General features: G+C 28.0%; 21 protein-coding genes. 20 read left to right on the top strand and 1 reads right to left on the bottom strand.

The window, feature by feature from the left end; all coding sequences use genetic code 11:
* Positions 1–300 precede the first annotated feature (300 nt).
* Positions 301–561, bottom strand: a complete 261-nt coding sequence (gene rpsT / locus I6E15_RS07920) for a 30S ribosomal protein S20 (protein ID WP_177161868.1) — start codon at positions 559–561, stop codon at positions 301–303.
* A gap of 232 nt (positions 562–793) precedes the next feature.
* Here rpsT and I6E15_RS07915 point away from each other — a divergent pair, with 232 nt between their 5' ends.
* From I6E15_RS07915 to galE, 20 genes are all read left to right on the top strand, one after another.
* Positions 794–3,316, top strand: a complete 2,523-nt coding sequence (locus tag I6E15_RS07915; RefSeq protein ID WP_235247297.1) for a helicase C-terminal domain-containing protein — start codon at positions 794–796, stop codon at positions 3,314–3,316.
* On the top strand, positions 3,303–5,408 hold the full coding sequence (locus I6E15_RS07910; RefSeq protein WP_235247296.1) for an HD family phosphohydrolase: 2,106 nt from the start codon (positions 3,303–3,305) through the stop codon (positions 5,406–5,408). The genes I6E15_RS07915 and I6E15_RS07910 overlap by 14 nt, the downstream gene beginning before the upstream one ends.
* A complete protein-coding gene (ybeY, locus tag I6E15_RS07905; protein WP_177161871.1) occupies positions 5,398–5,865 on the top strand; it encodes an rRNA maturation RNase YbeY in 468 nt (155 codons plus the stop codon). The genes I6E15_RS07910 and ybeY overlap by 11 nt, the downstream gene beginning before the upstream one ends.
* Before the next feature lie 15 nt (positions 5,866–5,880).
* Positions 5,881–7,389: a lipase family protein gene (locus I6E15_RS07900; protein ID WP_235247295.1), complete on the top strand. Its 1,509-nt coding sequence runs from the start codon at positions 5,881–5,883 to the stop codon at positions 7,387–7,389.
* Between the two features lie 120 nt (positions 7,390–7,509).
* Positions 7,510–7,941 carry a hypothetical protein gene (locus I6E15_RS07895; RefSeq protein WP_235247294.1) on the top strand — a complete coding sequence of 144 codons (432 nt, stop codon included), beginning with the start codon at positions 7,510–7,512 and terminating at the stop codon, positions 7,939–7,941.
* A gap of 86 nt (positions 7,942–8,027) precedes the next feature.
* Complete coding sequence (locus I6E15_RS07890) at positions 8,028–9,386, top strand: MATE family efflux transporter (protein WP_235247293.1); 1,359 nt, start codon at positions 8,028–8,030, stop codon at positions 9,384–9,386.
* On the top strand, positions 9,367–10,410 hold the full coding sequence (locus I6E15_RS07885) for an alcohol dehydrogenase (RefSeq protein WP_235247292.1): 1,044 nt from the start codon (positions 9,367–9,369) through the stop codon (positions 10,408–10,410). The genes I6E15_RS07890 and I6E15_RS07885 overlap by 20 nt, the downstream gene beginning before the upstream one ends.
* A gap of 23 nt (positions 10,411–10,433) precedes the next feature.
* A complete protein-coding gene (locus tag I6E15_RS07880) occupies positions 10,434–11,573 on the top strand; it encodes a DUF6348 family protein (RefSeq protein WP_235247291.1) in 1,140 nt (379 codons plus the stop codon).
* 88 nt (positions 11,574–11,661) lie between these two features.
* A complete protein-coding gene (locus I6E15_RS07875; RefSeq protein ID WP_235247290.1) occupies positions 11,662–12,072 on the top strand; it encodes an NfeD family protein in 411 nt (136 codons plus the stop codon).
* A gap of 10 nt (positions 12,073–12,082) precedes the next feature.
* Positions 12,083–12,973 (top strand): SPFH domain-containing protein, encoded by an 891-nt coding sequence (locus I6E15_RS07870; RefSeq protein WP_235247289.1) that lies wholly within the window; start codon positions 12,083–12,085, stop codon positions 12,971–12,973.
* A 269-nt stretch (positions 12,974–13,242) separates the two neighbouring features.
* Positions 13,243–13,959, top strand: a complete 717-nt coding sequence (locus I6E15_RS07865; protein WP_235247288.1) for a transporter substrate-binding domain-containing protein — start codon at positions 13,243–13,245, stop codon at positions 13,957–13,959.
* An 18-nt stretch (positions 13,960–13,977) separates the two neighbouring features.
* Entirely contained in the window at positions 13,978–15,033 is a 1,056-nt protein-coding gene (locus I6E15_RS07860; RefSeq protein ID WP_235247287.1) for an iron-containing alcohol dehydrogenase, read from the top strand.
* 12 nt (positions 15,034–15,045) lie between these two features.
* Positions 15,046–16,191: an aminotransferase class I/II-fold pyridoxal phosphate-dependent enzyme gene (locus tag I6E15_RS07855; protein ID WP_235247286.1), complete on the top strand. Its 1,146-nt coding sequence runs from the start codon at positions 15,046–15,048 to the stop codon at positions 16,189–16,191.
* A gap of 792 nt (positions 16,192–16,983) precedes the next feature.
* A complete protein-coding gene (locus I6E15_RS07850) occupies positions 16,984–18,117 on the top strand; it encodes a M20 metallopeptidase family protein (protein ID WP_235247285.1) in 1,134 nt (377 codons plus the stop codon).
* 45 nt (positions 18,118–18,162) lie between these two features.
* A complete protein-coding gene (locus I6E15_RS07845) occupies positions 18,163–18,639 on the top strand; it encodes a glutathione peroxidase (RefSeq protein ID WP_235247284.1) in 477 nt (158 codons plus the stop codon).
* Between the two features lie 15 nt (positions 18,640–18,654).
* Entirely contained in the window at positions 18,655–19,464 is an 810-nt protein-coding gene (locus I6E15_RS07840) for a Cof-type HAD-IIB family hydrolase (RefSeq protein WP_235247283.1), read from the top strand.
* Positions 19,465–19,611: 147 nt separating this feature from the next.
* Positions 19,612–20,439 (top strand): MBL fold metallo-hydrolase, encoded by an 828-nt coding sequence (locus tag I6E15_RS07835; RefSeq protein WP_235247282.1) that lies wholly within the window; start codon positions 19,612–19,614, stop codon positions 20,437–20,439.
* A gap of 17 nt (positions 20,440–20,456) precedes the next feature.
* Entirely contained in the window at positions 20,457–21,977 is a 1,521-nt protein-coding gene (locus tag I6E15_RS07830; protein WP_235247281.1) for a YifB family Mg chelatase-like AAA ATPase, read from the top strand.
* Positions 21,978–21,987: 10 nt separating this feature from the next.
* On the top strand, positions 21,988–22,935 hold the full coding sequence (locus tag I6E15_RS07825; RefSeq protein ID WP_235247280.1) for a YheT family hydrolase: 948 nt from the start codon (positions 21,988–21,990) through the stop codon (positions 22,933–22,935).
* Positions 22,936–23,059: 124 nt separating this feature from the next.
* Positions 23,060–24,073 (top strand): UDP-glucose 4-epimerase GalE, encoded by a 1,014-nt coding sequence (gene galE, locus I6E15_RS07820; RefSeq protein ID WP_235247279.1) that lies wholly within the window; start codon positions 23,060–23,062, stop codon positions 24,071–24,073.
* Positions 24,074–24,231: the final 158 nt, after the last annotated feature.

The raw sequence follows: 24,231 nt of genomic DNA, 5'->3' as shown, positions 1-24,231 counted from the left end.
CATCTGGAGTTGTATCAGAAATAATCAAATAGTAAAAACTATTAAGATAGAAGGAGAGGAGCAATCCTCTTCTTTTTTTTGTAGATTTTAGTTAGATAAATTATAAATAAAAAAATAAAATTAGAATTGAAATATATTTTTAAAAAATTATTTTTATAGAATAGATAAAGAGGAAAATATAAAATAGAGAATATTGTAATTTAATATTTTCTATTTTTTTATTATAGAAAAAATTCCCAAAAAAAGAAATAAATCCAGAAAACAAGTTTTCTGGATTCTTTCTCAAGTTTGAAAATCAAATTATAGAGCGTTTACTTTAGCTGCTAATCTAGATTTTTTTCTAGAAATAGTGTTTTTCTTAGCAACACCTTTAGTAACTGCTTTGTCGAATTCTTTGTAAGCTACTGATAAAGCTTCTAAAGCTACTGCTTTATCTCCAGCTTCGATAGCTGCTAAAACTTTTTTAGCTACATTTTTAACTCTAGTTTTAACTGCTTGATTTCTAACTCTGTTTCTTTCGTTTAATAATACTCTCTTTTTAGCTGATTTATTGTTTGCCATTTGTAAAAAACCTCCTAAATTATAAAAAAAATAAAATATTTGTAGTTACATTATTTTTAATTTAACAGGTAAGATCTAAAAAGAGACACACACATATTAAAAACAATGGACCTCAATTATTATATCACAAAACTTCAAAAAAGCAAAGGAAAAATAAAAAAAAAGTTCCTATTTTTTCAAAAAAAGAGTATCATATATAATAGGGAGATTGTAGAAAAAAGAAAGGAACAGTATGGATATAAATTTAAGATTAACCTTTGAAATTCAACAGGAAATAAAAAAAGAGATTGAAGAAGCTGGTGGTAACGAGGTATTTTTTAGAGGAAGTCTTAATGAAGATGGAATTGTAGAAAATATTCAGATAGTAGCTCGTGGAAATAAATATAGTGTTCCAGCAATTCTTGGAAGAATGAAAAGAGAAGAAGTGATAATCCACAACCACCCATCAGGATATATTTATCCCTCAGATGCAGATATTGAAGTAGCAACAGTTTTTGCTAATAAAATGAATGGTGGATTTTATATTGTAAATAATAGTGTAACAAATATTTATGTGGTGATAGAGCCTTATAGTGAAAAAAATAAAAAAATAGAGGTCACTCCATATTTTGAGGAAAATGGAATAATATCTCAAAACTTTAAAGAATTTGAATTTCGTGAAGAACAACTTTCAATGGCAAGGCATATTGAAGAGGGAATAAATAATGAAAAGAAAATAGTTGTAGAGGCAGGAACAGGTACAGGAAAAACTTTGGCTTATCTTATTCCAGCTATTGAATGGGCTGTTACTAACGAAAAAAGAGTCATAATAAGCACCAATACAATAAATTTGCAAGAGCAACTTCTTAATAAAGATATTCCAATGTTGCAAAAAATTATGGAAAAAAAATTTAGATATGCTTTGGTAAAAGGTAGAGGAAATTATCTTTGTAATAGGAAATTTTATAATATAAAAAGTGGAAAAAATAAAGAGATACTAGAATTATCAGAAGAACAACAAAATCATTTGAGAACTATTTTGGAGTGGGGAAGAGCAACTACAACAGGAGATAAATCAGAACTTAATATAGAGCCAGATTATACAGTTTGGGAGATGTTTCAAAGTGAAAGTGATCTTTGTTTTTCTGGTTGTCCTCATAGAGAGGAGTGTTTTTTCTTTAAAGCTCGTGATGAGAAAAAAAGAGCAGATATTTTGATAGCTAACCATCATATATTTTTCTCAGATCTTGCAATAAAAAAACAGATAGGTTTTAATAATGATTATTCTATTTTACCAGAATATTCAATGGCTGTTTTTGATGAGGCACACAATGTTGAAAAAGTGGCAAGAGATTATTTTTCATATGAGATTTCAAGATACTCTTTTTCAAAATCTATGAATAAAATATTAAATGTGGCTAAGATTAAAGATGAGAATTTAAAACAAGATATAAAGCTTTTTGAAATAGAAAATGACAATATAAAAATTGTTGGACAGTTAAAAGAAATTATTTCAATAATTAAAAATAGTGATATTAGTGAAAGTCAAGAGGCTTTGGAAATAATAGACAAAGAATTTATAAAAAGCCATATAGATTTATACAATCACGGAATAAAATATTTTGAAAGACTTATTGAGGTATTTTCTAAAGGACAAAATGGAAATATTTCAATTAGAATAAAAAAAGATGATGTGGCAACTGAAAATTATTTCAAAATGGTAGAGGACTTTAGAGAAAACTTTATCTTAGAGTTTAGTGAATATCTTAGAATTGTGAAAAAAATAAGAGATTTAATATCAGAGATAGATGATATAAATGGTAAAATAAATGAATTTTTGAAATATTTAGAAAGAGTGGAATCATTTTATGAAAATTTCCAATTTATCAATAGATTTGAAGATGAGGATTTTATCTATTGGATAGAGGTTAACGAAAGAAAAAATAATGCTAAACTTGTAGCCACTCCTTTAAAAGTAGACGGAGAGCTTTCAGAAAATCTTTATGATAATTTAAAACAAATAATATTTACATCAGCAACACTTTCTGTTGGAAATAATTTTGATTATTTCAAAAAATCAATAGGACTTTTAGAGGAAACTTATGATAAAATAATAAAGTCACCATTTGATTACGATAGACAGATGAAAGTATATATTCCAAAAGGATTGCCAAATCCCAATTCACCAGAGTTTATGGATTATATTCAAGAGATAATAAAAATCTTTGTAGAAAAAACTCAAGGAAGAACATTTGTTTTGTTCACTTCTTACAAAATGCTTAACTATGTATATTATTCTATGAAAGATGAGCTTGAAGAAAGTGGAATAAGTTTATTTATTCAAGGAATGTATCCAAGAACAAAGATGGTAGATATATTTAAAAGAAGTAAAGCTCCTGTTCTATTTGGAACAGATTCTTTTTGGGAGGGAGTAGATGTAAAAGGTGAACAACTTAGTTCAGTAATAATTGTAAAACTACCTTTTAAAGTTCCAAGTGATCCAGTAACAGAAGCTATAATAGAAACTTTTGAACAAGAGGGAAAAAATTCATTCTTAGAATACCAAATCCCTGAGTCTGTTATAAAATTTAAACAAGGAATAGGAAGACTTATAAGAAGTAAAGAGGATAAGGGAATAATAACTATATTGGACAACAGAGTGATAACAAAGTCTTATGGGAAATATTTTTTAGAAAGTATCCCAACAAAGAATATCTCTAGGATAGATGTTGAAGATATCCTTAGAGGTGATGGAGGAAGAGATGAAAAAGTTTAATTTTTTAGGATTTCGTTTTTTATTCAGAGTAGAACGGGAGAATAGAGACGATGTTCAAGTGTATTCTGATACCTATCAATTAAAAGATAGAATGGTATATTTTTTAGTATTTCTAATGATAATATCTTTAAGTAGCCAACTTGGAAATATTTTTCAAAGAAATAAATATATCGATAAGGATATAATAAAAGAAAATATTTACGCTCCAAGAGATGTAAAATATAAAGATGTACTAAAAAGAGAAGCCATAATAAAAGATATAGTTGAGGAATCTGAAAAAAAATATATCTATCTACCTGAGATAGGGAAAAAATATTCAAGAGGTCTTAATGAATTCTATGACGAAATACTACAAATCAAAGAGAAAAAAATAAAAAACTTTGATTATGATTTCTTTGAAGAAAATTATAAATTAAAAATTGCTCCAGAGATAGTAGATGGAGTTTTAGATCTGTCAAAAAGAGAGATAAATTCTCAAAGAAAAGATTTGATGGATATATTGGATAAGGTTTATTCTCACGGAATAAGAGAGGGAGAAACTTTTATCACAACAATGGCTGATAAAGATTTTAAAGATAAAGAGCTTTCAAATATAGAATTTAAAGTTTTGGATATCTTTACTTTCCCAAACTATGTTTATGACAGAGAGAGAACTAAATTTGAGATAAAAAAGAGAGTTGATGGAATAGAAGACCAATATACAACAGTAAAAGCTGGAGAGTTGGTTCTAAAAAAAGGTGAACTTTTAAATAAAGAAAAAATTCAAGTATTAAATGCACTTGGTATTTATTCTTTTGCAGAAACTGTTTTAAGATTTTCTGTAACAGGAATTTATCTAATAACAGTTTCAGTTATAGCTTATAATATAGTTACTACAAAATTTAAAAAAGAGTTATCTAATAAAAATATCTACGGAGCAACATTCTTAGTGTTTGCACTTTTATTCTTTATATTTAGATTTTTTGGAAAAGATTATTTATATCTAATACCATTTGAAACAGGATTTTTCCTACTTCAAATCTTGGTAAACTCAGCCTATGCTTTTTACTTTGGAATAATAGCTCTTATATATATTACCCCAATGATAAATTATGATATGGTATATTTTGTAATAACACTTCTTACAATACTTTTTGCAACAAGATTTTTGGGAAGTGTAAAAACAAGAGTACAATTTATAAATTTAGGTATTCAACTTGCTATTGTAAAATTAATAATTTATTTTTCAATAACATTTTTAACTTTTGGAGTATCTGAAACAGTGCTTTTAGACTCTACAAAAATAATTCTTGCAGGAATATTTTCAGGAGTTTTAACTCTTGCGATAGTCCCTTACTTAGAGAGAAGTTTTAATATTTTATCATCATTTAAACTTTTGGAACTTGGAGATCTATCAAATCCACTTTTAAGAGATTTGTCAGTAAAAACTCCAGGAACTTTTTATCATTCAATGATGGTAGCAGCTGTATCTGAGGCAGCAGCTGAGGCAATTGGAGCTGATCCAATATTTACAAGGGTTGCAAGTTATTATCACGACATTGGAAAAATGAAAAGACCAAAATTTTATGTAGAAAATCAAGAGGGGGGAGAAAATCCTCATGACAAAATATCTCCATTTTTAAGTGCTTTAGTAATTCTTGCTCATACAAAAGATGGTTTTGAAATGGCAAAAAAATATAAAGTTCCAAGAGAGATAAGAGATATAATGCTTGAACATCACGGAACAACATTCTTGGCATATTTCTATAATAAAGCTAAAAGTTTAGATGAAAATGTAAGAGAAGATGATTTTAGATACAGTGGACCAAAACCAAAAACAAAAGAATCTGCGATAATTATGTTAGCAGACTCAATAGAGGCAGCAGTAAGAAGTATCGAACATAAAACTTATAATAATATTGAAGAAATGATTAGAAAAATTATCTTTAATAAACTTGAAGACGGACAATTAAAAGATGCTGATCTGACTTTTAAAGATATAGAAACAATTATAAAAGTCTTTACAAAAACAATAATTGGTATCCACCACGTAAGAATAAAATATCCTGGACAAGAAAAAGAAAGTGAGGAAAATAAAACAGATGAAAATTAATTTAGATTTAGGAATGGACATTGAAGGTTTTGAAAATGAGATAGTCTATGAAGATATTGAAAAATATATAATAGATGTATTGACAAAAGAATATGAAAGTGACAGAGAAGTTTATGTTTCAGTTCTTTTAACAGGTAATGAAGAAATTCAAAGAGTAAATAGAGATTTTAGAGGAAAAGATATGCCAACTGATGTAATATCTTTTGCATATCATGATAATGACGAGGCTGATAATGGATTATATGACAGTCTTGGAGATATAATAATATCTCTAGAAAGAGTAGAAGAACAAAGAAAAGATTATGGACACTCTTTTAAAAGAGAGTTCTATTATGTATTAACTCATGGACTTTTACATTTGATGGGTTACGATCATATGGAAGAGGAAGAGAAAAAAGTAATGAGAGCAAAAGAAGAAGAGATTTTAAAGGAATATGGTTATACTAGAGATATATAAAAGTAGGTGATATTATTGGAAACATCAAGAGAATATCTTTTTTTCAGTATACTTTCATATTATAATTTTCCAGATTATTCAGAAGGAAAGTATATAAAGGACTTGATAGAGGATATTGATTATCTTTCACTTTCATCAAGTTCAAGCATATTAAAAAATGATTTAATAGGAAAGGGCGAAAGATTTTTTGATAAAGAGGTCAACGAATGGAAAATTTATTCTATTGATGATAGAACGGGAAACAAAAAATCTAAATCAGGATTTTTTGCTGTGGTTTTCCAAAAGAAAGATAAATATATTATTTCATATAGAGGAAGTCAGACTTATCCTTTTGAAGAGGCATACAAAGATTTTATCGAGGCAGATTTGATTATAGGTCTTGGTAAAAAACCTCTTCAATTTTGGGAAGGATTAGAAGTTTATGAAAATCTTATAAAAGATGGGATCCCTCATGAAAAAATAAGTATTACAGGTCACTCTCTTGGAGGAGGTATAGCTCAGTTTGTAGCTATAATGGTTTATAAAAAATATAAATTCTGTCCTTGGGTTTGTACTTGGAACTCTGTTGGAATAAGAAGAGATGGAATAGTTGGAGTAGAAGATTTTATAGAGTATCAAAAACTTTTACTTCCTTGTGAACTAAATGAGAAAGAAAAAAATATTTTTGATGAGTTCAAAGATGATTATATTGAATTTATAATGAAAGAGCTTAAAAGACAAAAAATCATAAAAGATAATAAAACAGTTTTATTTGATGGAGATTTTAAATTAAATTTTGAACTTACTCAGGAATTTTTTCAAGAACTTATTAAACAAACAAATCTTGAAAAAATTCTTAAAAAAATACCTATTGCTAGAAGACGTCAACTTCTTATTAAAGAAAGAATAATGGAGAAACTATTTTTAAGAGAAGATCTTTCAGAAAAGATAAAAGATGCAAAACTGTTTATAGATACAATCAATGAAAATAAAGTTTTTGAAGGAAGAGTTATTAACTTTTGTCATTCAAAGGATTTTGTAAGTTGTCTTTTCCCACATATAGGTACAACTTATCAAGTAGACTTGAATTTTTTGAAAAAAGATGTATCTAAACTTGGAAGATTTTTTAGAAATTTAAAACTTTTCAATAAATCTTTCCAAGAGTTTCATTTTGAAGATGTATTTATACCACTTATAGATAAAAATGGTGTCTTTAGTCAAAAATTATCTGAGGAATATATGGCAAGTGTTATAAGAAAAATAATTTATTTTGAGAAAAGTTTTACAAATGATTTTTTAGCAGAGTATTTTTCTTTAAGAAGATGTCCTTATAATAATGTTGAGAAATTTCAACTAAATTTACAAAGAGGAATAATAAAGTGCCAAGAAAATATTCTTTATAAAGATAAGGTTTTGGAAAGTGTAAGAAATATGCCTGAAACTGAAATATTAAGACTTTGGACAAAGGTTTTAAGAAAACTACCAAGTCCATATTCACCAAAAGATATTTATGATTTGATAGTTTTTAGAAAAATATATATATAAAAAACTTCCACTCTAAGATTGTAGGGTGGATTTTTTATAAAAAAATTTCTTGAAAAAAAGGAAAAAAATATTTATTGTTGAAGTATATAATATAAAGTTTATTTTTAAAAAAGGAGAATTATGGATTATAAATTTATAAAAGGTGATGTGTTTAACGAAAAAAATTGTTATTACGCTCATTGTATAAGTAGAGATTATGCACTTGGAGCTGGAATAGCTGTTGAATTTGATAAAAGATATAATATGAGAGAAATTTTGTTAAAACTTGCTAAAGAAAATCCTAAGACATTGGAGGAAAGATGTATAGAGATTTCCAATGTTTTTAATCTTATTACAAAGAAAAATTATTGGGAGATACCAACCTATGAAGATTTAGAAAAATCTTTAATGGAGATGAGAGAAAAAATTAGAAAAAATAAAAATATAAAAAAATTGGTTATGCCTAAAATAGCTTGTGGAATAGATAGACTTTCTTGGGATAGAGTTGAGCCTATGATAAAAGATATATTTAAGGACTTAGATATTGAAATTGTTGTGTGCTACCTAGAATAAAAAAATATAAAAAATATTTTCAATTAAAGAGTTTTGATATATAATATGATAATTAAATTATATACAAAATTTTTTAAGGGGAGAATATGATAGATTTAACAACAGGAAATTCCATAAAACAAATGATAAAATTTGCTTTACCAGTTTGTTTGGGAAATATTTTTCAACTTTTTTATAGCTTAGCAGACACAAGAATTGTAGGAAGTACCTTAGGGGAAAGTTCATTGGCATCAGTTGGAGCTACTACTTCTATAAGTACACTTTTAATAGGATTTTTATCAGGAATGACAAATGGATTTTCCATTGTGGTGGCTCAACAATTTGGAGAAAAAAATGAGAAGAAAATAAAAAAAACGGTAGCAGCTTCGCTTTTTTTAGGACTTGTTATCTCAGTTATTATTTCAATAATAAGTATTAGTTTTTTAGATGAGATTTTAAAAATTTTAAATGTATCAGAAGAGTTGTATAATGAATCAACTCTTTATATAAAAGTTATACTTTTAGGGATTACAGCCACAATGTTTTATAATGCCTTTGCAGGAATTTTAAGAGCCATTGGAGATACTTTTGCACCTCTTATGTTTTTAATAATTGCTTGTGGTCTTAATATATTTTTGGATTTATTTTTTATTTTAAAACTTGGTTTAGGTGTAAGTGGAGCTGGACTTGCAACAGTAATTTCTCAAGGATTTTCAGTTTTACTTTGTATAATCTATATGTGGAAAAAATATCCAATATTTAGAGTTGAGAAAAAAGATTTTTTTATAAAATTGGAACTTTTGAAAAGACTTTTTTATTCTGGATTTTCAATGGCAATGATGATGTCATTAGTATTTTTTGGAACTTTGGCACTTCAAACAGCTATAAATACATTTGGAACAAATATAATAGTGGCACATACAGCTAGTAGAAAATTAACAGAATTTTTTATGTTGCCATTCTCAGTTTTCGGAATAACAATGGCTACTTATTGTGGACAAAATAAAGGAGCAAATGAGCCAGAAAGAATAAAAAAAGGGATATGGGAAGCACTTTTTATAACTTGGGGTTGGAGTGTAATAGTAATAATTTTAAGTTATACAATAGCACCTTTTTTAATTTATATGGTAACTGGTACAACTAACAGAGAGATAATTTTAACTTCACAAAAATATCTAAGAATAAATACAATATTTTATTTTGTTCCAGCCACTATTTCAATTCTTAGAAATGCTATGCAAGGGATAGGAGATCATTTTACACCAATTTTTTCCAGTGGATTGGAACTTATTGGAAAAATCTCAGTAGTTATATTTTTAGTGCCAAGTTTAGAATATTTTGGGATAATTATATCAGAGCCAATAGTTTGGGTTGTAATGGTTATTCCACTTATAATAAAAATTATAAAAAATCCTATTTTTAAAAATGAAAGAAAAGGGGAGACATATGAAAGCAGTAGTATTTAAAGATGTAGACAATTTAGTTTTTGAGGAGAGAGCTGAGCCAAAAATATTGGAAGAAACAGATGTTTTATTGGAAGTTACTCTTACAACAATCTGTTCTAGTGATATTCATATAAAAAAAGGTTTTGTACCAAGAGCTATGAAAAATACAGTTCTTGGTCACGAATTTGTAGGAAAGATAAAAGAAGTAGGAAAAGCTGTAAAAAAATTTAAAATAGGAGATAGAGTAGCAGTAAATTGTGAAACTTTTTGTGGAGAGTGTTTTTATTGCAAAAAAGGTTATGTAAATAATTGTACAGATAAAAATGGTGGTTGGGCTTTAGGTTGCAGAATTGACGGAGGACAGGGAGAGTATGTTCGTATTCCTTTTGGAGATAATTGTTTGACAAAAATTCCTGATTCTGTAACAGATGAAGAGGCACTTTTTACAGGAGATTTGTTATCCACAGGATATTGGGCTTGCAAAATTGAAGAAATTTCAAAAGAAGATACAGTTGTTGTAATTGGTGCAGGTCCAACAGGACTTTGTACAATGATGTGTGCAAAACTTTTTGAGCCAAAGAAAATAATTGCAATTGATATTGATGATAATAGATTAAATCTTGCAAAAGAAAATGGATATGCAGATATTGTTTTAAACTCTTCAAGGGATAATATAAAAGAAGAAATTTTAAAATTAACTGATAGTAGAGGAGCAGACAAAGTATTAGAAGTGGCAGGTGGAAAAGATACTTTTAATATGGCATTAGACTTAGCTCGTCCAAATGCCACTGTTGTATTAGTAGCTATGTATGAAGAAAATCAAATTCTACCACTTCCAAATATCTATGGAAAAAATCTTACAATAAAATTTGGAGGAGTTGACGGAATTTATTGTGATAAAATAATGAAATACATAGAGGAGAAAAAAATAAACTCAACACCTATCATAACTCATAGAATGGATTTTGAAAATATAATGGAAGCCTATGATATTTTTGAAAATAAAAAAGATAGAGTAATAAAAATTGCAATAAAAATGAAATAATTGAAATAAAATAAGGAGTGGATATGGCAAGAGATTTTGCAAGTATTCCAATGGAAGATTTGAATTATTTTTTATTGGAAAATATGAAAAAAATAATAGATGAAAAAAGTGAAATAAGAGATAATCAGTTATTTATTCCAGAATATTCTCTTTCAATTAAACCAAAAGTTGTAAGAGCAGAGGAAAATACAGCAATCATTCGTTATTTTCTTTTCTCTGATAATTGGGATAGAGAGATTGATGAAACTTGTGCGTGTTTTGGGAAGAGTAGAAGAAACTCACTTCAAAATGCTGAGGCAAGTTTTATATATGGATTACTAACTGGAATAAGATATATATCAAATGGAGAAAATTTTTGTGAAATAACAAGTGAATTTTCTGGAAAACATAAGTGGAAAATTTATAAAAGTGATGTTGTAGGAATGGGAGAGCTAGAAAAAAATCAAGAGGAAGATGAGTTTTGGAATATCATAAAAGATGAAATTCCAAAATATATGGGAAATCAAAAAATAATCTATATAAAAGTTTTTGCCTCAAAAAATGGAGAATATACAAGCTGTGAATGTAGAATAAATGATGAGCCAATAAAAGAGCTTGGAGAGATGATAGAGGAAAAAACTAAAAAATGGAAAACAGAAAAGTTTGGTTCTAAGAAACAATTTTTCTTTGCTGTTCAAGATAAAGAAACTTATACTCCTTATCCATATTCTGATGAGGAACTTAGAAAATATATTTTAAATACAGCTTATACTTTTGATAAATGTGAAACTGGCGAGGAGTACGATAGACTTATAGATAAAATTGGTGAAAAAATAGGGGACTATGATTTAGTAGAGGAGCTTATCAGTTTTATTCCAGAGATTTGTGCAGAGAGAGCTTTTCCAGATATAACATATCCAGAAAAAGTAACTATATATTTTGGAGATAAAGAAGTAAATGATTTTAATAAAAGTCAGATAGGAAGTTATTACAGAATAAAAAAAATAGTTAATGAGGAGATTGATAAGGGAAATATTTTAAATGATTTGTATCATAAATATATCTCAGTAAGTTCTATTTATAATGTAATCTGTAGTGCAAAAAAAGATGGAGTAGATTTATTAGAAGAAAAAGGTTCAGTAGCAGTTTGTTATGGATTTTCAAAGTTTTATAAACTGAGATAAAAAATTAGAAATTAAACTTTTTTTATTCTAAAACGTCTTACTAATATAGATATACAACCATTTAAAAATAGAAAAGGAGATAATTTTTATGTTAAATTGGTTTATAGTAGGAATTGTATTTTTAATAATAGAGGGATTAAGTTTTGGACTTATATCAATATGGTTTGCTCTGGGAGCTTTTGTAACTATGTTTTTTCATAAGCTAGAACTTGTAAATCAATTTTATATTTTTGTTGGAACTTCTGGACTAGCTCTTATTTTTATTAGAAAAAGTGCTGTGAAATTTTTAAAACCAAAATCAAAAAGTTTGGACAGAATAAGTGGTAAAGAGGTAAAAATTGAGAAAAAAGAAACAAGAGGTAGTGTAAAAATATATACTGTTACCCTTGATGGAAAATATTGGGAGTGTATCTCAGTAGATGATTTAGAAACTGGAGATATTGCCACAGTGATAAAAATCGAAGGTAACAAACTTATATTAGAAAAAATAGACAACTAGGAGGTAATTTATGTTTTTTATATTTATACTTATTTTTATAACTATAGTTTTAGTTGCGTTTCACGTAAGAATAGTTGCACAATCACAAGCATATGTAATCGAAAGACTTGGAGTTTATCTTACAACTTGGGACGTTGGTTTAAATGTTTTAGTGCCTTTTATAGATAGAATAGCGAAAAAAATATCTTTGAAAGAGCAAGTTTTGGATTTTCCACCACAACCTGTTATTACAAAAGATAATGTTACTATGCAGATAGACTCTGTTATTTATTTTCAAATTACAGATCCAAAACTTTATACTTATGGAGTTGAAAGACCTCTTAATGCGATAGAAAATCTTACAGCCACAACTCTTAGAAATATTATAGGGGAAATGGAACTTGACCACACTTTAACATCAAGAGATACAATTAATACTAAGATGAGATCAATTTTAGATGAAGCAACAGACCCTTGGGGAATAAAAATAAACAGAGTTGAATTAAAAAATATAATTCCGCCAGCTGAGATACAAGAGGCAATGGAAAAGCAAATGAAAGCTGAAAGAGAAAGAAGAGAATCTATCCTTAAAGCTGAGGGACAAAAAAAATCTGCTATCCTTGTGGCAGAGGGAGAAAAAGAAGCTGCAATCTTAAGGGCTGAAGCTAAAAAAGAGGCTGAAATAAGAGAGGCTGAAGGTAGAGCAGAAGCAATTTTAAAAATTCAAACAGCTCAAGCAGAGGGAATAAAACTTCTTAAAGAGGCTGGAGCAGATAAAGCTGTACTTTCATTAAAAGGTATGGAAACATTTGCTAAAGTTGCTGATGGAAAAGCTACAAAAATTATTATACCAAGTGATTTACAAAACTTGGCTACTTTCTCAGAACTTTTTCACGAGCCACAAAATAAAATAGAAAAATAAAAATATTAAAATAAATATTGACTTTTGATAAAAAATATAATATAATCACTCTCAAATAAACAAAGAGAATTATAGGGAGGACAAAATGCTATTAAGAGGGCTAAGGAATATTTTAAAATTAAATAGTTTTTTATATATTCCTGTGCATAGAGAAAGTCTGTAAGCATTTTATTTTCGTATATTTTTATATAATTTAAGTTGCTAAAACACCATTTCTTTAGGGAATATGGTGTTTTTTATTTTAATTAAATTTTTTAGGAGGTAGTTTTATGAAAAAAATATTTTTAATGTTAGCTGTTGTATTTATGTTTGTTGCTTGTGGTGGGGAAAAAGAAAATAAAGTTTATGTAGTAGGAACAAATGCAGAGTACCCACCTTTTGAATATATGGAAGATGGAAAAATAGTTGGACTTGATGCTGAGATTATAGAAGAAATTTCTAAAAGAATAGGAATGGAATATAAATGGTCAAATATGAATTTTGACGGACTTATCCCAGCACTTCAAACTAAAAAAGTTGATGTGGTTATAGCTGGAATGAGTGCCACTCCTGAAAGAGAAAAAGCTGTATCATTCTCTATCCCATATTTAGTTTCAAATGCCACTATCATCACAAATAAATCTAATCCTATAAAAGATATGAATGATTTATCTGGAAAAAGTTATGGAGTTGAACTTGGTACTACAAAAGAGGCGTCAGCTAGAAAAATAGAAGGAGCTAATGTTGTTCCGTTCTCTTCAAATACTGGAGCTTTGGTGGCACTAAAATCAAATAAAATAGACGGAATGGTTTTAGATGAAAGCGTGGCTAAAAAATTTGTGGAAAATAATCAAGATTTAGTTATCGTTGGAAGTTTATCTGGAGAGCCAAAAGCAATCGCTTTTAATAAAGATAGCAAAGAATTAAAAGAAAAATATGATAAAGTTATTGATGAGATGTTAAAAGACGGAACTGTTGCAAAATTAAAAGAAAAATATGGATTATAATATAAAAGGGTGGTAAAAATGTTTGAGGGATTTTCATTTACATCATATTATGTTGATAAAAATATTTGGGGAAAATTAGAAACTGAACTTAAAGAGTATAAAAATATTCTTGTGGTAACTGGAGAAAAATCTTACGAGGCAGTAAAAGAAAATTTATTAAAAGTATTGGAATTAAAAAAATATTTTATTACAAAATATCAAGGGGAATGTTCTTATGAACACGCTGATGAAATAATAAATTTTGCAAAAGATAAAGATTGTGATTTAGTTTTAGGAGTAGGTGGTGGAAAAGCTATTGATACAGCAAAAATAGTGGCATCAAAATTAAAAAAAGAGATGTTTGTTGTGCCAACTATTGCATCTACTTGTGCAGGGACATCTGCTCTTTCTGTAGTTTATAACAATGATAAAACTTTTAAAGAGTTTTGTTTATATGATGCACCACCTAAAAAAATATTTATAGACTTGGAAACAATAAAAAAATCTCCAAAAAAATATATTTGGGCAGGAATGGGGGATACTTTAGCTAAATTTTATGAAGTGAGATTAAAAGCTGAATATCTAAAAAATAAAAATATAGATATTAATTTTCCAAGCTCAATGGGAGTAGAACTTAGCAAACTTTGTAGAGATATAGTTATAAAAAATGGAATAAAAGCATATGAAAATCCTGAGATAAATGAAGAGTTTAAAAAAGTAGTCCTAGCCATAATCGTAAATACTGGTATGGTTTCAAATCTTGTTGATGAATTTTTAAATGGTGGGATAGCTCACTCAGTATTTTATGGATTGACAGTTTTGCCAAGAATAGAAAAGGAACATTTACACGGTGAAGTTGTAGCTTTTGGAATTTTAGTTCAACTACTTATGGAAAAAAGATTTGATGAGTATAAAGAGTTATCAAAATTTTATACAGATATGAATTTTCCTCAAAAACTTTCTGATGTTGTAATATTAGATGAGTTTTTTGAAAAAGAAAATGAAATTATAAAAGAGATATTAGCTGGACCAGATTTGATAGATTTTGATTTTGATATGAGTGGATTAAAAGGTATAATTTTAAATTTTAAATGATATGGAGGAGAGATGAAAAGTTTTATAGCTGATAGATTTAAAACAAGAAGTTATTCAATGGGAAATAAAAGTTTTTCAAAAGATTGTCCATACACTCCTATAAATTTGGGGATAGGAGATTTAGATGTTAATACAGATGAGGAACTTATAAATAAAACAATGGTTGATGCTAAAAATGGTCATACTCACTATACTAATTCTTATGGATATTTAGAATTTCGTCAAGAGATTTGTAAATATCACAGTAAAAATTTTGAAAATTATGGTTTTACTCCAGAAAATGTAATGGTAGTATCAGGAGCTTGTCACGGACTTTACCTTTTATTCAAAAGTATATTAAATCCAGATGACGAAGTCATATTACTCGCCCCATTTTTTCCAGTATATGCTGACCAAATAAATCTTTCTAATGGAAAACCTGTGATAGTTGAAACAAAATTTGAAAATGGATTTCAACTTGTAATGGAGGATTTAGAAAAAGCAGTTACACCAAAAACAAAGGCAATCGTTGTAAACTCTCCTTCAAATCCAACAGGAGTTTGTTATGATGAAAAAAGTCTTAATATAATAAGAGAGTTTGCCATAAAATATGATATTCTTGTGGTAGCTGATGATGTTTATGATTTTTTCTCTTATGGAAAAAAATTTACTCCAATAATCACTTTACCAGATATGAGAGAAAGAACAGTATCGGTTTGTAGTTTTTCAAAAAACTTTGCAATGACTGGTTGGAGAATAGGCTATATGATAGGAGAAAAGGAGATTATAGATTGTGTAAATTATATAAATGAGGCGATAGTTTATAGTGCTCCCTCAGTTTCCCAAAGATGTGCTATGTATGCTTTAAAGGATTTTGACCGTTTAAAATCTCAAATAGTTCCAATTTTTAAAGATAGAGTAGAATATTCTTATGAAAGAATTAAAAATATAAAATTTTTAGACTGCCATAAACCAGAGGGAGGAATTTATCTTTTTGTTAATATTCAAAAAACTAAAATGACTGCTGAGGAGTTTAGAGATTATCTTATAGAAAAATGTGGTATAATGGTAGTAAGCGGAGATTCTTTTGGAGTAAAAGGTTTTGTAAGAATTGCTTGTACTTTGGATATAAAAATTTTAAAAGAAGCATTTGATAGAATAGAAAAATTAGAATTTTAATTTAAATAAATTGGGGCTGTTGCAAATTTAAGAAATATAAGATTAAAAATTACTACAGATTACAAAAAATTGATTTATTAAAAGCTTATCTCATTAAAATCACAAAACTCGCTACGCTCAAACAGTTGTGATTTTTAGCATTCGATATCACTTTATAAATCTAATTTTTTTCCATAATTTCCGTAATTTTTAATCCATATTCTTTTTAATAAAAAGTGCAACAGCCCCATTTTTATTTTGCTTTTTTAGGATAAACTGATACAATTTCATTTAGAGATAATTTAAAGGGGAGATAAATTATGGATATGAAAAAATTTTTAGAGGAGTTAGAAACATTAGTAAATATAGACTGTGGAAGTTACACTCCAGAGGGTGTTAATCAAGTTACAGAATATTTTAAATAGGAGTTGAATATGATTGGGAATCGGCTGGCGGAGTATCAGACGGAAATTTTTTAGGAATTTTAGGAGTTGGAGTTGTTGACGCAGTTGGACCAGTAGGTGGAGATGCCCACAGCAGAGATGAATTTTTAAGAATTGATACAGTAGAAGAAAGAATAAATATAGCTAAAAGCGTTATTCAAAAAATGTTAGACAGAGGAATAATCTAATAAAATATAAGTGAAAGTCATAAATAAAAAAAGATGAGGTTGAAAAATTCAGCTTCATCTTTTTTTGTTCCCCTGCCAAGGAATTATATTTTAACACTTTTTAATTAAAAAGAAAAGATGAAAATTGACATAAAATTTTTTCTATTATACAATATATAAAATAAATTTTAGGGAGAATTATTATGGAAAACTTTTTTTATGAAACAAGAAAAAAATTACACCAAATGCCAGAAATAGCTTTAGAAGAGTATCAAACAAGTAAATTTATAAGAAATTTTTTAAAAAAATTAAATATAAAATATATAGAAATAAAAAAAAGTACAATTGCTATTTTTGAGGGAAGAGAAGATAATTGGATTGGTTTTAGAGCCGATATTGACGGATTGCCATTACAAGAAGAGGGAGAAAAAGATTATAAATCAAAAATAGATGGAATGATGCACGCTTGTGGTCACGATGGGCATACAACAAATCTTTTATATTTTGCTAAATGGATAAAGGAACAATTAAATAATGGAAAAAAATTAAAAAAATCTGTGATGCTTATTTTTCAATCTGGAGAAGAGGGAAAAGGTGGAGCAAGATTTGTAGCCAACTCAGATTTTTTTAAAAGTAAAAATTTTGAAGGAATATTTGCACTTCATCTAAATCCAAGTATAGCTGAGGGAAAAATTGCTACAATAAACGGGTACGCAACTTTTCAAAATATAAATTTTGACATAGAAATTTTGGGGAAAGGAACACACGGAGCTGAGCCACAAAAGGGAATAGACTCTATTTTAATAGGAGCAAAACTTGTGGAGGCTTATCAATCAATAATTTCTCGTAATTTAGACCCAATGGAGCCAGCAGTTTTGACGATAGGAAGTTTTAAAGCTGGAGAGGTGAGAAATATTATTCCTGAAAAAGTAAATATTTTGGGAACAATAAGATTTTTTAATACAGATTTGATAGAATTTTTTAGAGAAAGGGTGGAGAGTATCAACAAAGGTTTTGAAATTGCTTTTGGAATAAGGATAAATATGATATTCAATCCATTTTATCCACCTGTGATAAATGATAGTGAGTTATATGAAAAAATTAAAAAAGTAGTTCCACCAGAAAATTTTATAGATAATACAAGACTTACAGGTTCAGAGGATTTTTCATTTTATCTTCAAGAAAAAAGAGGTCTGATGTTTTTGCTAGGAACTAGAAATGAGGAGAAAGATTTTATCTATCCATTACATAGTCCAAGATTTGATTTTAATCCAGAGGTTTTGGAAAAAGGTTTTAAGGTGTTTAAAAATTTATTGATTGAGATGGGAGGATTTTAACTCTTTATGGTATAATATAACTATCTAAAAATGAGAGGAGAATATATGACTATTTACGATTTTAAGGTAAAGGATTCAAAAGAAAATGAAATTTCTATGGAAGAATACAGAGGAAAAGTATTATTAATAGTTAATACAGCCACTGGTTGTGCTTTTACTCCACAATATAATGGACTTGTACTTTTACACGAAAAATATCAAGAGAAAGGTTTTGAAGTTTTAGATTTTCCTTGCAATCAATTTTTAAATCAAGCTCCGGGAACAAGTGAGGAGATAGTTGAGTTTTGCCAATTAAGATTTGGTTCAAAATTTAGAACTTTTGGAAAAATAAAAGTTAATGGGCAAGATGCAGAGCCATTATATAAATATCTGAAAGAAAATTCTAAGGGAGCTTTTTTCGGAAATGAGATTAAATGGAATTTTACAAAATTTTTGATAGATAGAAAGGGAAATATTGTAAAAAGATATGCTCCTACTACAAAACCTGAGGATTTAGAAAAAGATATAGAGGATTTATTATAGATTTTGGAGGAAAAAATGGATTATAAAATGATAGTTACAGATTTAGATGATACTCTTTTGACATCTGATAAAAAAATATCATCACAAGATTTGGAGGCTATAAAAAAAGCTCAAGAAAAAGGTGTAAAATTTGTTCTTTGTTCAGGAAGACCTACTTTTGCAATGAGAAGTTTATCGAAAGAAATAGAGGCAGAAAAATATGAGAGCTATATACTTTCTTTTAATGGTTCAATAATAACAGATTGTAAAACCAATGAAAATATTTTTGAGGCATCTCTTGAAAAAGAGGATCTGCATTTAATGTATGATTTTGCTAAAAAAAATAATACTCATATTCTTACATATATTAATGACGAGATTATTTCTGAAACTGAAAGTGAGTACATAGATGTTGAAGTTGATTTGACAAAAATGCCACATAGGGTTGTAAAAAGTTTTAAAGAGTATGTAAATTGTGGTGCTGTAAAATGTATGCTTTTGGCAGAGCCCTCATATTTAAAAGAGGTTGAGAAAAAATTAAAAGAGGAGTATGGTAGTAGATATAGTATCGCTATTTCAAAACCATTTTTCTTAGAGGTTACAAAATTAGGAATTGATAAAGGTGTGGCTATAAAAAAATTGGCTGAAAATTTAAAAATTTCAATAGATGAAGTTATAGCTGTTGGAGATTCTTTTAATGATTTGCCAATGCTTAAAGCTGCTGGTTTTTCTGTGGCAGTAGAAAATGCCAATGAGGAGATAAAAAAACAAGTTGATTTTATAACAAAATCAAATAATGATGGTGGTATGGCTTATCTAATAGATAAATTTATATTTAATAATTAAAAATAAAAAGCTATTGTGTTTGAAATCGCAATAGCTTTTATAGTATTATTTAAAAAATTTATAAATATATTAATTAAGAAAAATTTGAGTTTGACTATTTATTGTAGTAGAATATATTAGAAAGAATATTTTAACAGAGGATAAAAAATGCTAGAAAAAGATTACTTTAAAATTACAAAATTAGAAAATAATATTTATAGAATACATGAACCAAAAGATATTTATACAACAGTGATTTTGGGAAATGAAAAAGCTCTTGTGATTGACAATGGTCACGGATTTGGAAATGTTAGAAAAGTTATAGAAAGTATAACTGATTTACCTTTAATGGTTGTTAATACTCATGGTCATCTTGATCATGCAGGTGGAAATTATCTTTTTGATGAGGTTTATATAAATTTTGAAGATATTCCTACATATTACAAGTATGAAGAAGAAAAAGATTTGATGCTTATAAGTTATGATAAACTTTTTAAAGAAAAGGGAATTAAAATGTTCCCAGATGATTTTGATAGAGAAAGTTTTATGAAAACTACTACAAAAAAATTTCTTCCTCTGGAAAATCATCAGATTATAGAGCTAGGTGGTAGAAAATTAGAAGTTATAAAAGTGCCAGGACATACAGTTGGACATATAACATTTTTAGATTATGAAACAGGAATTTTATTTTCTGGTGATGCTGTGTCAACTACTTTGTGGCTATACTACGATAATGGAATTACTTTGGATATGTATTGTGGATATTTGGAAGATTTAAAAAAATATCCAATCAAAGGTTTTTTACCTACTCATCTTGATAAAATTTTACCGATTGAGATTTTGGATATTTTACAAGAGGTAATAAAAGAGAGAGATCCGAAAAAAAGCAGAATATTTACTCACGCTCGTAATGGACAGAAAGCTTTATTATATAGAAAAGAGGTTGAAGGGATAGGAAAGATTTATCTTTTATATCCTATATCAGAAAAAATATAATCTAGGGGGGAGTCTTTATGATTGTAAAAGTAAAAAGTGGAAGTTATTTTGGAATAGAGCCGTTTTTGGTAGAGGTAGAGGTTGATATTTCAAAAGGTTTACCTATTTTTAATATTGTTGGTCTTGGGGATACTGCTATATTAGAAAGTAAAGAGAGAATAAAAACTGGAATGAGAAACAGTGGCTATCAGATGTTTATTGGAAGAATAACAGTAAATCTTACACCAGCCAATGTGAAAAAAATAGGAACTCATTTTGATTTGCCAATAACAGTTGGAATAATGTGTGGGCAAAGACTTTTTAATTATAAAGATGAGATTTTAGAAAATTATCTTTTTATGGGAGAAATATCTTTAAATGGAGATTTAAGAAGAACTCAAGGGATTGTAAATGGAGCGATTTTAGCTAGAGAACTTGGATATAAAGGAATAGTAATTCCTTACGACAACAGAAAAGAGGGAAGCCTTATAAAAGGTATTGATGTTGTTGTGGCTAAAAATTTAAAAGATGTTGAAAAATTTTTAACAACTGGTGAGTTTGAAAATATAGAAAAATTTATAGAAAAACCAGAAGAAAAAATTTTTGTAGATGAAGAGTTAGATTTTTATCAAGTAAAAGGACAAGAAAAAGCAAAACGTGCTTTAGAAATTTGTGCTGGTGGAGGACATAATCTTTTAATGGTTGGTACTCCCGGTTGTGGAAAAACTATGCTTGCAAAAAGAATAATGTCAATACTTCCACCTTTGGAAGAGAGTGAGGAGATAGAACTTACAAAACTTTACAGTATAGCAGGAAAACTTAGCGAAAAAGAGCCAATTATAACAAAAAGACCATTTAGAGCTCCACATCATACAAGTAGTGGAGTGGCGATAATCGGTGGTGGAAGAAATCCAACTCTTGGAGAGATCTCTCTTGCAAATAGAGGAGTATTATTTTTAGATGAGATTGTGGAATTTAAAAAAGATATTCTTGAAAATTTAAGAGAACCACTGGAGGAGAAAAAAATTTCTATTACAAGGGCAGGATATAGAGTAGAATTTCCTTGTGAGTTCATAATGATATCAGCTTGTAATCCTTGTAAGTGCGGAATGTATTTTGAAGAGGGGGGACTTTGTAGTTGTACTCCTACTGAAGTGGCAAAATATATGAGAAAATTATCAGGACCGATACTTGATAGAATAGATTTAAAAATTGAGATGACAAGATTAAATGAAGAGGAGCTTTTAGGAAACTCTCCAAGAGAACACTCTAGTGATATAAGAGCAAGGGTTATAAAAGCTAGAGAGATTCAAAAGAAAAGATTTAAAAATAGTAAACTTAATAGCTCAATGACAAGAACAGATTTGGAAAAATATGCAAAACTTGATGAAAACTCAAAAATTATTATGAAAAATGCAATAAAAAATCTAAATCTTTCAGCAAGAGCTTTTGATAGAATTTTAAAAGTAGCAAGAACAATAGCAGATTTAGCAGAGAGTAAAAATATAGAAACAGAGCATTTGTTGGAGGCTATTTCATATAGAATAACAGAAAAGTAGGTGCAGAATAATGAAAGAGTATAAACCAAATTGGTTATTTAAACATAGACATATTGCAACTTGTTTTCCAACACTTTTTAGAAAAATAAAAGTTGATTATACAGAGCGTGAAAGAGTAACTACATATGACGAGGATTTTATTGATATAGATTGGATAAAACAAGGAAGTGACAAATTACTTATTCTATGTCACGGACTAGAGGGAAGTTCAAGAAGTAAATATATTCAAGCTCATGCAAAATATTTTTCAGAGAGAGGTTGGGATATTATAGCTATAAACTATCGTGGTTGTACAGATGTTAATCTAAAACCCTATGCTTATCACGGTGGAATGACTATGGATATAAAACTTTTGGTTGAAGAAAAAGGAAAAAATTATAAAAAAGTTGCAATAGGTGGTTTTAGTCTTGGAGCAAATATGGTGCTAAAATATTTAGGTACAGAAAAAGTTCCAGATAATTTAATTTGTGGATTTGCAGTATCACCACCTTGTGATTTTTTCTCATCAAATGAAAAATTTAAGTTGAAATCAAATATAATTTACAGCAAAAGATTTTTAAGAAAGTTAAAAATGAAATCTGAGAAAAAATATGAAACTCACCCTGAATGGAGAGAGATAATAGATATTGAAAAAATAATGAAAGCTAAAACTATACAAGATTTTGATGAGGCATATACAGGAAGATTTTTTGGATTTAATGGAGCAGTAGATTATTATAAAAAAGTTAGTAGTGTACAAAATTTCAAGGATATTGAAGTTCCAACATATATTTTGACACCTTTAGATGACCCAATGATGGGGGAAGGGTGCTATCCTTATGAAGAGTGTAAAAAGAATAAAAATATAAAATTTGACACTCCAAAATATGGTGGGCATGTAGGTTTTCCTTCGTTTAAAAATTATCCATATGTTTTAGAAGAAAACATTTATGAATTTGTAAATAGTATTGATAAGTAAAAACTTTTTAAAAAAAATTAAAAAAGAGAGTAAAAAATAAATTTATACTATTTGAAAAAAATAATAAATAAGGTATAATTATGTTGGAAAATAAAGAAAAACAAAAATAAGATGAGGTGATTATATGGCAGTTTTAGTAACAGGAGGAGCAGGTTATATAGGAAGTCATACAGTAGTAGAACTTTTAAACGTTGGAAAAGAAGTTGTAATAGTTGATGACTTAAGTAACAGTTCAGAAAAGGTTGTAGACAGAATAGAAGAGATTACAGGAAAAAGACCAAAATTCTATAAAGTAAATATTTTAGATGAAGAAGAATTTGAAAAAATATTTGAAGAAAATAAAATAGATTCAATTATTCACTTTGCTGGATTTAAAGCTGTTGGAGAATCAGTAGCAAAACCTTTAGCTTATTATACAAATAACTTAGTAAACACTTTAATAGTTTTAAATACAATGAAAAAATATGGAGTACGTAATTTAGTATTTAGTTCATCAGCAACAGTTTATGGAGATCCACATACTTGTCCAATATTAGAAAATTTCCCATTAAGTACAACAAACCCTTATGGAAGTACAAAACTTATGATAGAGGATATATTAAGAGATATAACTAAAGCTGATAAAGAATTAAATGTAGCAATCTTAAGATATTTTAATCCTGTTGGAGCTCACGAAAGTGGAAGAATAGGAGAAGAACCTAATGGAATTCCTAATAACTTAATGCCATATATAACAAAAGTTGCTATTGGAAAATTAGAAATGTTAAGCGTTTATGGAAATGATTATCCTACTCATGATGGAACAGGAGTAAGAGATTATATTCACGTAGTTGACTTAGCTTTAGGACATTTAAAAGCTTTAGAAAAATTAGAAACAAATCCAGGACTTGTTACTTATAACTTAGGAACAGGAAAAGGATATAGCGTTTTAGATATGGTAAAAGCTTTTGGTAAAGCTTGCGGACATGAAATTCCATATAAAATAGTAGAAAGAAGACCAGGAGATGTAGCTATGTGTTATGCTGATCCAACAAAAGCTAAAAATGAATTAGGTTGGGAAGCTAAATATGATTTAGATAGAATGTGTGCTGACTCTTGGAGATGGCAAAGTAACAATCCTAACGGATACAACGATTAATAATATTATTAAAATAGTCAGATTTTTTTCTGGCTATTTTTTTATACAGAAATAAAATAATTACAAAAAATAAAAAATTTTTAAAAAAAGTGTTGACAAAATCAAAAAACTATATTATAATTAAAACATAAATGAAACAATTACAAATTTAAAAAATA

The sequence above is a fragment of the Fusobacterium perfoetens genome, from assembly GCF_021531475.1.
GTDB lineage: Bacteria > Fusobacteriota > Fusobacteriia > Fusobacteriales > Fusobacteriaceae > Fusobacterium_B.
This window is presented reverse-complemented; position numbering and strand designations above follow the sequence as displayed.

Excerpts from the sequence above, each read along its gene's own strand:
- I6E15_RS07860 (WP_235247287.1), top strand. The coding sequence starts at position 13,978 with ATGTTTGAGGGATTTTCATTTACATCATATTATGTTGATAAAAATATT.
- I6E15_RS07830 (WP_235247281.1), top strand. The coding sequence starts at position 20,457 with ATGATTGTAAAAGTAAAAAGTGGAAGTTATTTTGGAATAGAGCCGTTT.
- I6E15_RS07865 (WP_235247288.1), top strand. The coding sequence starts at position 13,243 with ATGAAAAAAATATTTTTAATGTTAGCTGTTGTATTTATGTTTGTTGCT.
- I6E15_RS07840 (WP_235247283.1), top strand. The coding sequence starts at position 18,655 with ATGGATTATAAAATGATAGTTACAGATTTAGATGATACTCTTTTGACA.
- I6E15_RS07855 (WP_235247286.1), top strand. The coding sequence starts at position 15,046 with ATGAAAAGTTTTATAGCTGATAGATTTAAAACAAGAAGTTATTCAATG.
- ybeY (WP_177161871.1), top strand. The coding sequence starts at position 5,398 with ATGAAAATTAATTTAGATTTAGGAATGGACATTGAAGGTTTTGAAAAT.
- I6E15_RS07895 (WP_235247294.1), top strand. The coding sequence starts at position 7,510 with ATGGATTATAAATTTATAAAAGGTGATGTGTTTAACGAAAAAAATTGT.
- rpsT (WP_177161868.1), bottom strand. The coding sequence starts at position 561 with ATGGCAAACAATAAATCAGCTAAAAAGAGAGTATTATTAAACGAAAGA.
- I6E15_RS07850 (WP_235247285.1), top strand. The coding sequence starts at position 16,984 with ATGGAAAACTTTTTTTATGAAACAAGAAAAAAATTACACCAAATGCCA.
- galE (WP_235247279.1), top strand. The coding sequence starts at position 23,060 with ATGGCAGTTTTAGTAACAGGAGGAGCAGGTTATATAGGAAGTCATACA.
- I6E15_RS07835 (WP_235247282.1), top strand. The coding sequence starts at position 19,612 with ATGCTAGAAAAAGATTACTTTAAAATTACAAAATTAGAAAATAATATT.
- I6E15_RS07880 (WP_235247291.1), top strand. The coding sequence starts at position 10,434 with ATGGCAAGAGATTTTGCAAGTATTCCAATGGAAGATTTGAATTATTTT.
- I6E15_RS07845 (WP_235247284.1), top strand. The coding sequence starts at position 18,163 with ATGACTATTTACGATTTTAAGGTAAAGGATTCAAAAGAAAATGAAATT.
- I6E15_RS07890 (WP_235247293.1), top strand. The coding sequence starts at position 8,028 with ATGATAGATTTAACAACAGGAAATTCCATAAAACAAATGATAAAATTT.
- I6E15_RS07885 (WP_235247292.1), top strand. The coding sequence starts at position 9,367 with ATGAAAGCAGTAGTATTTAAAGATGTAGACAATTTAGTTTTTGAGGAG.
- I6E15_RS07875 (WP_235247290.1), top strand. The coding sequence starts at position 11,662 with ATGTTAAATTGGTTTATAGTAGGAATTGTATTTTTAATAATAGAGGGA.
- I6E15_RS07915 (WP_235247297.1), top strand. The coding sequence starts at position 794 with ATGGATATAAATTTAAGATTAACCTTTGAAATTCAACAGGAAATAAAA.
- I6E15_RS07910 (WP_235247296.1), top strand. The coding sequence starts at position 3,303 with ATGAAAAAGTTTAATTTTTTAGGATTTCGTTTTTTATTCAGAGTAGAA.
- I6E15_RS07870 (WP_235247289.1), top strand. The coding sequence starts at position 12,083 with ATGTTTTTTATATTTATACTTATTTTTATAACTATAGTTTTAGTTGCG.
- I6E15_RS07825 (WP_235247280.1), top strand. The coding sequence starts at position 21,988 with ATGAAAGAGTATAAACCAAATTGGTTATTTAAACATAGACATATTGCA.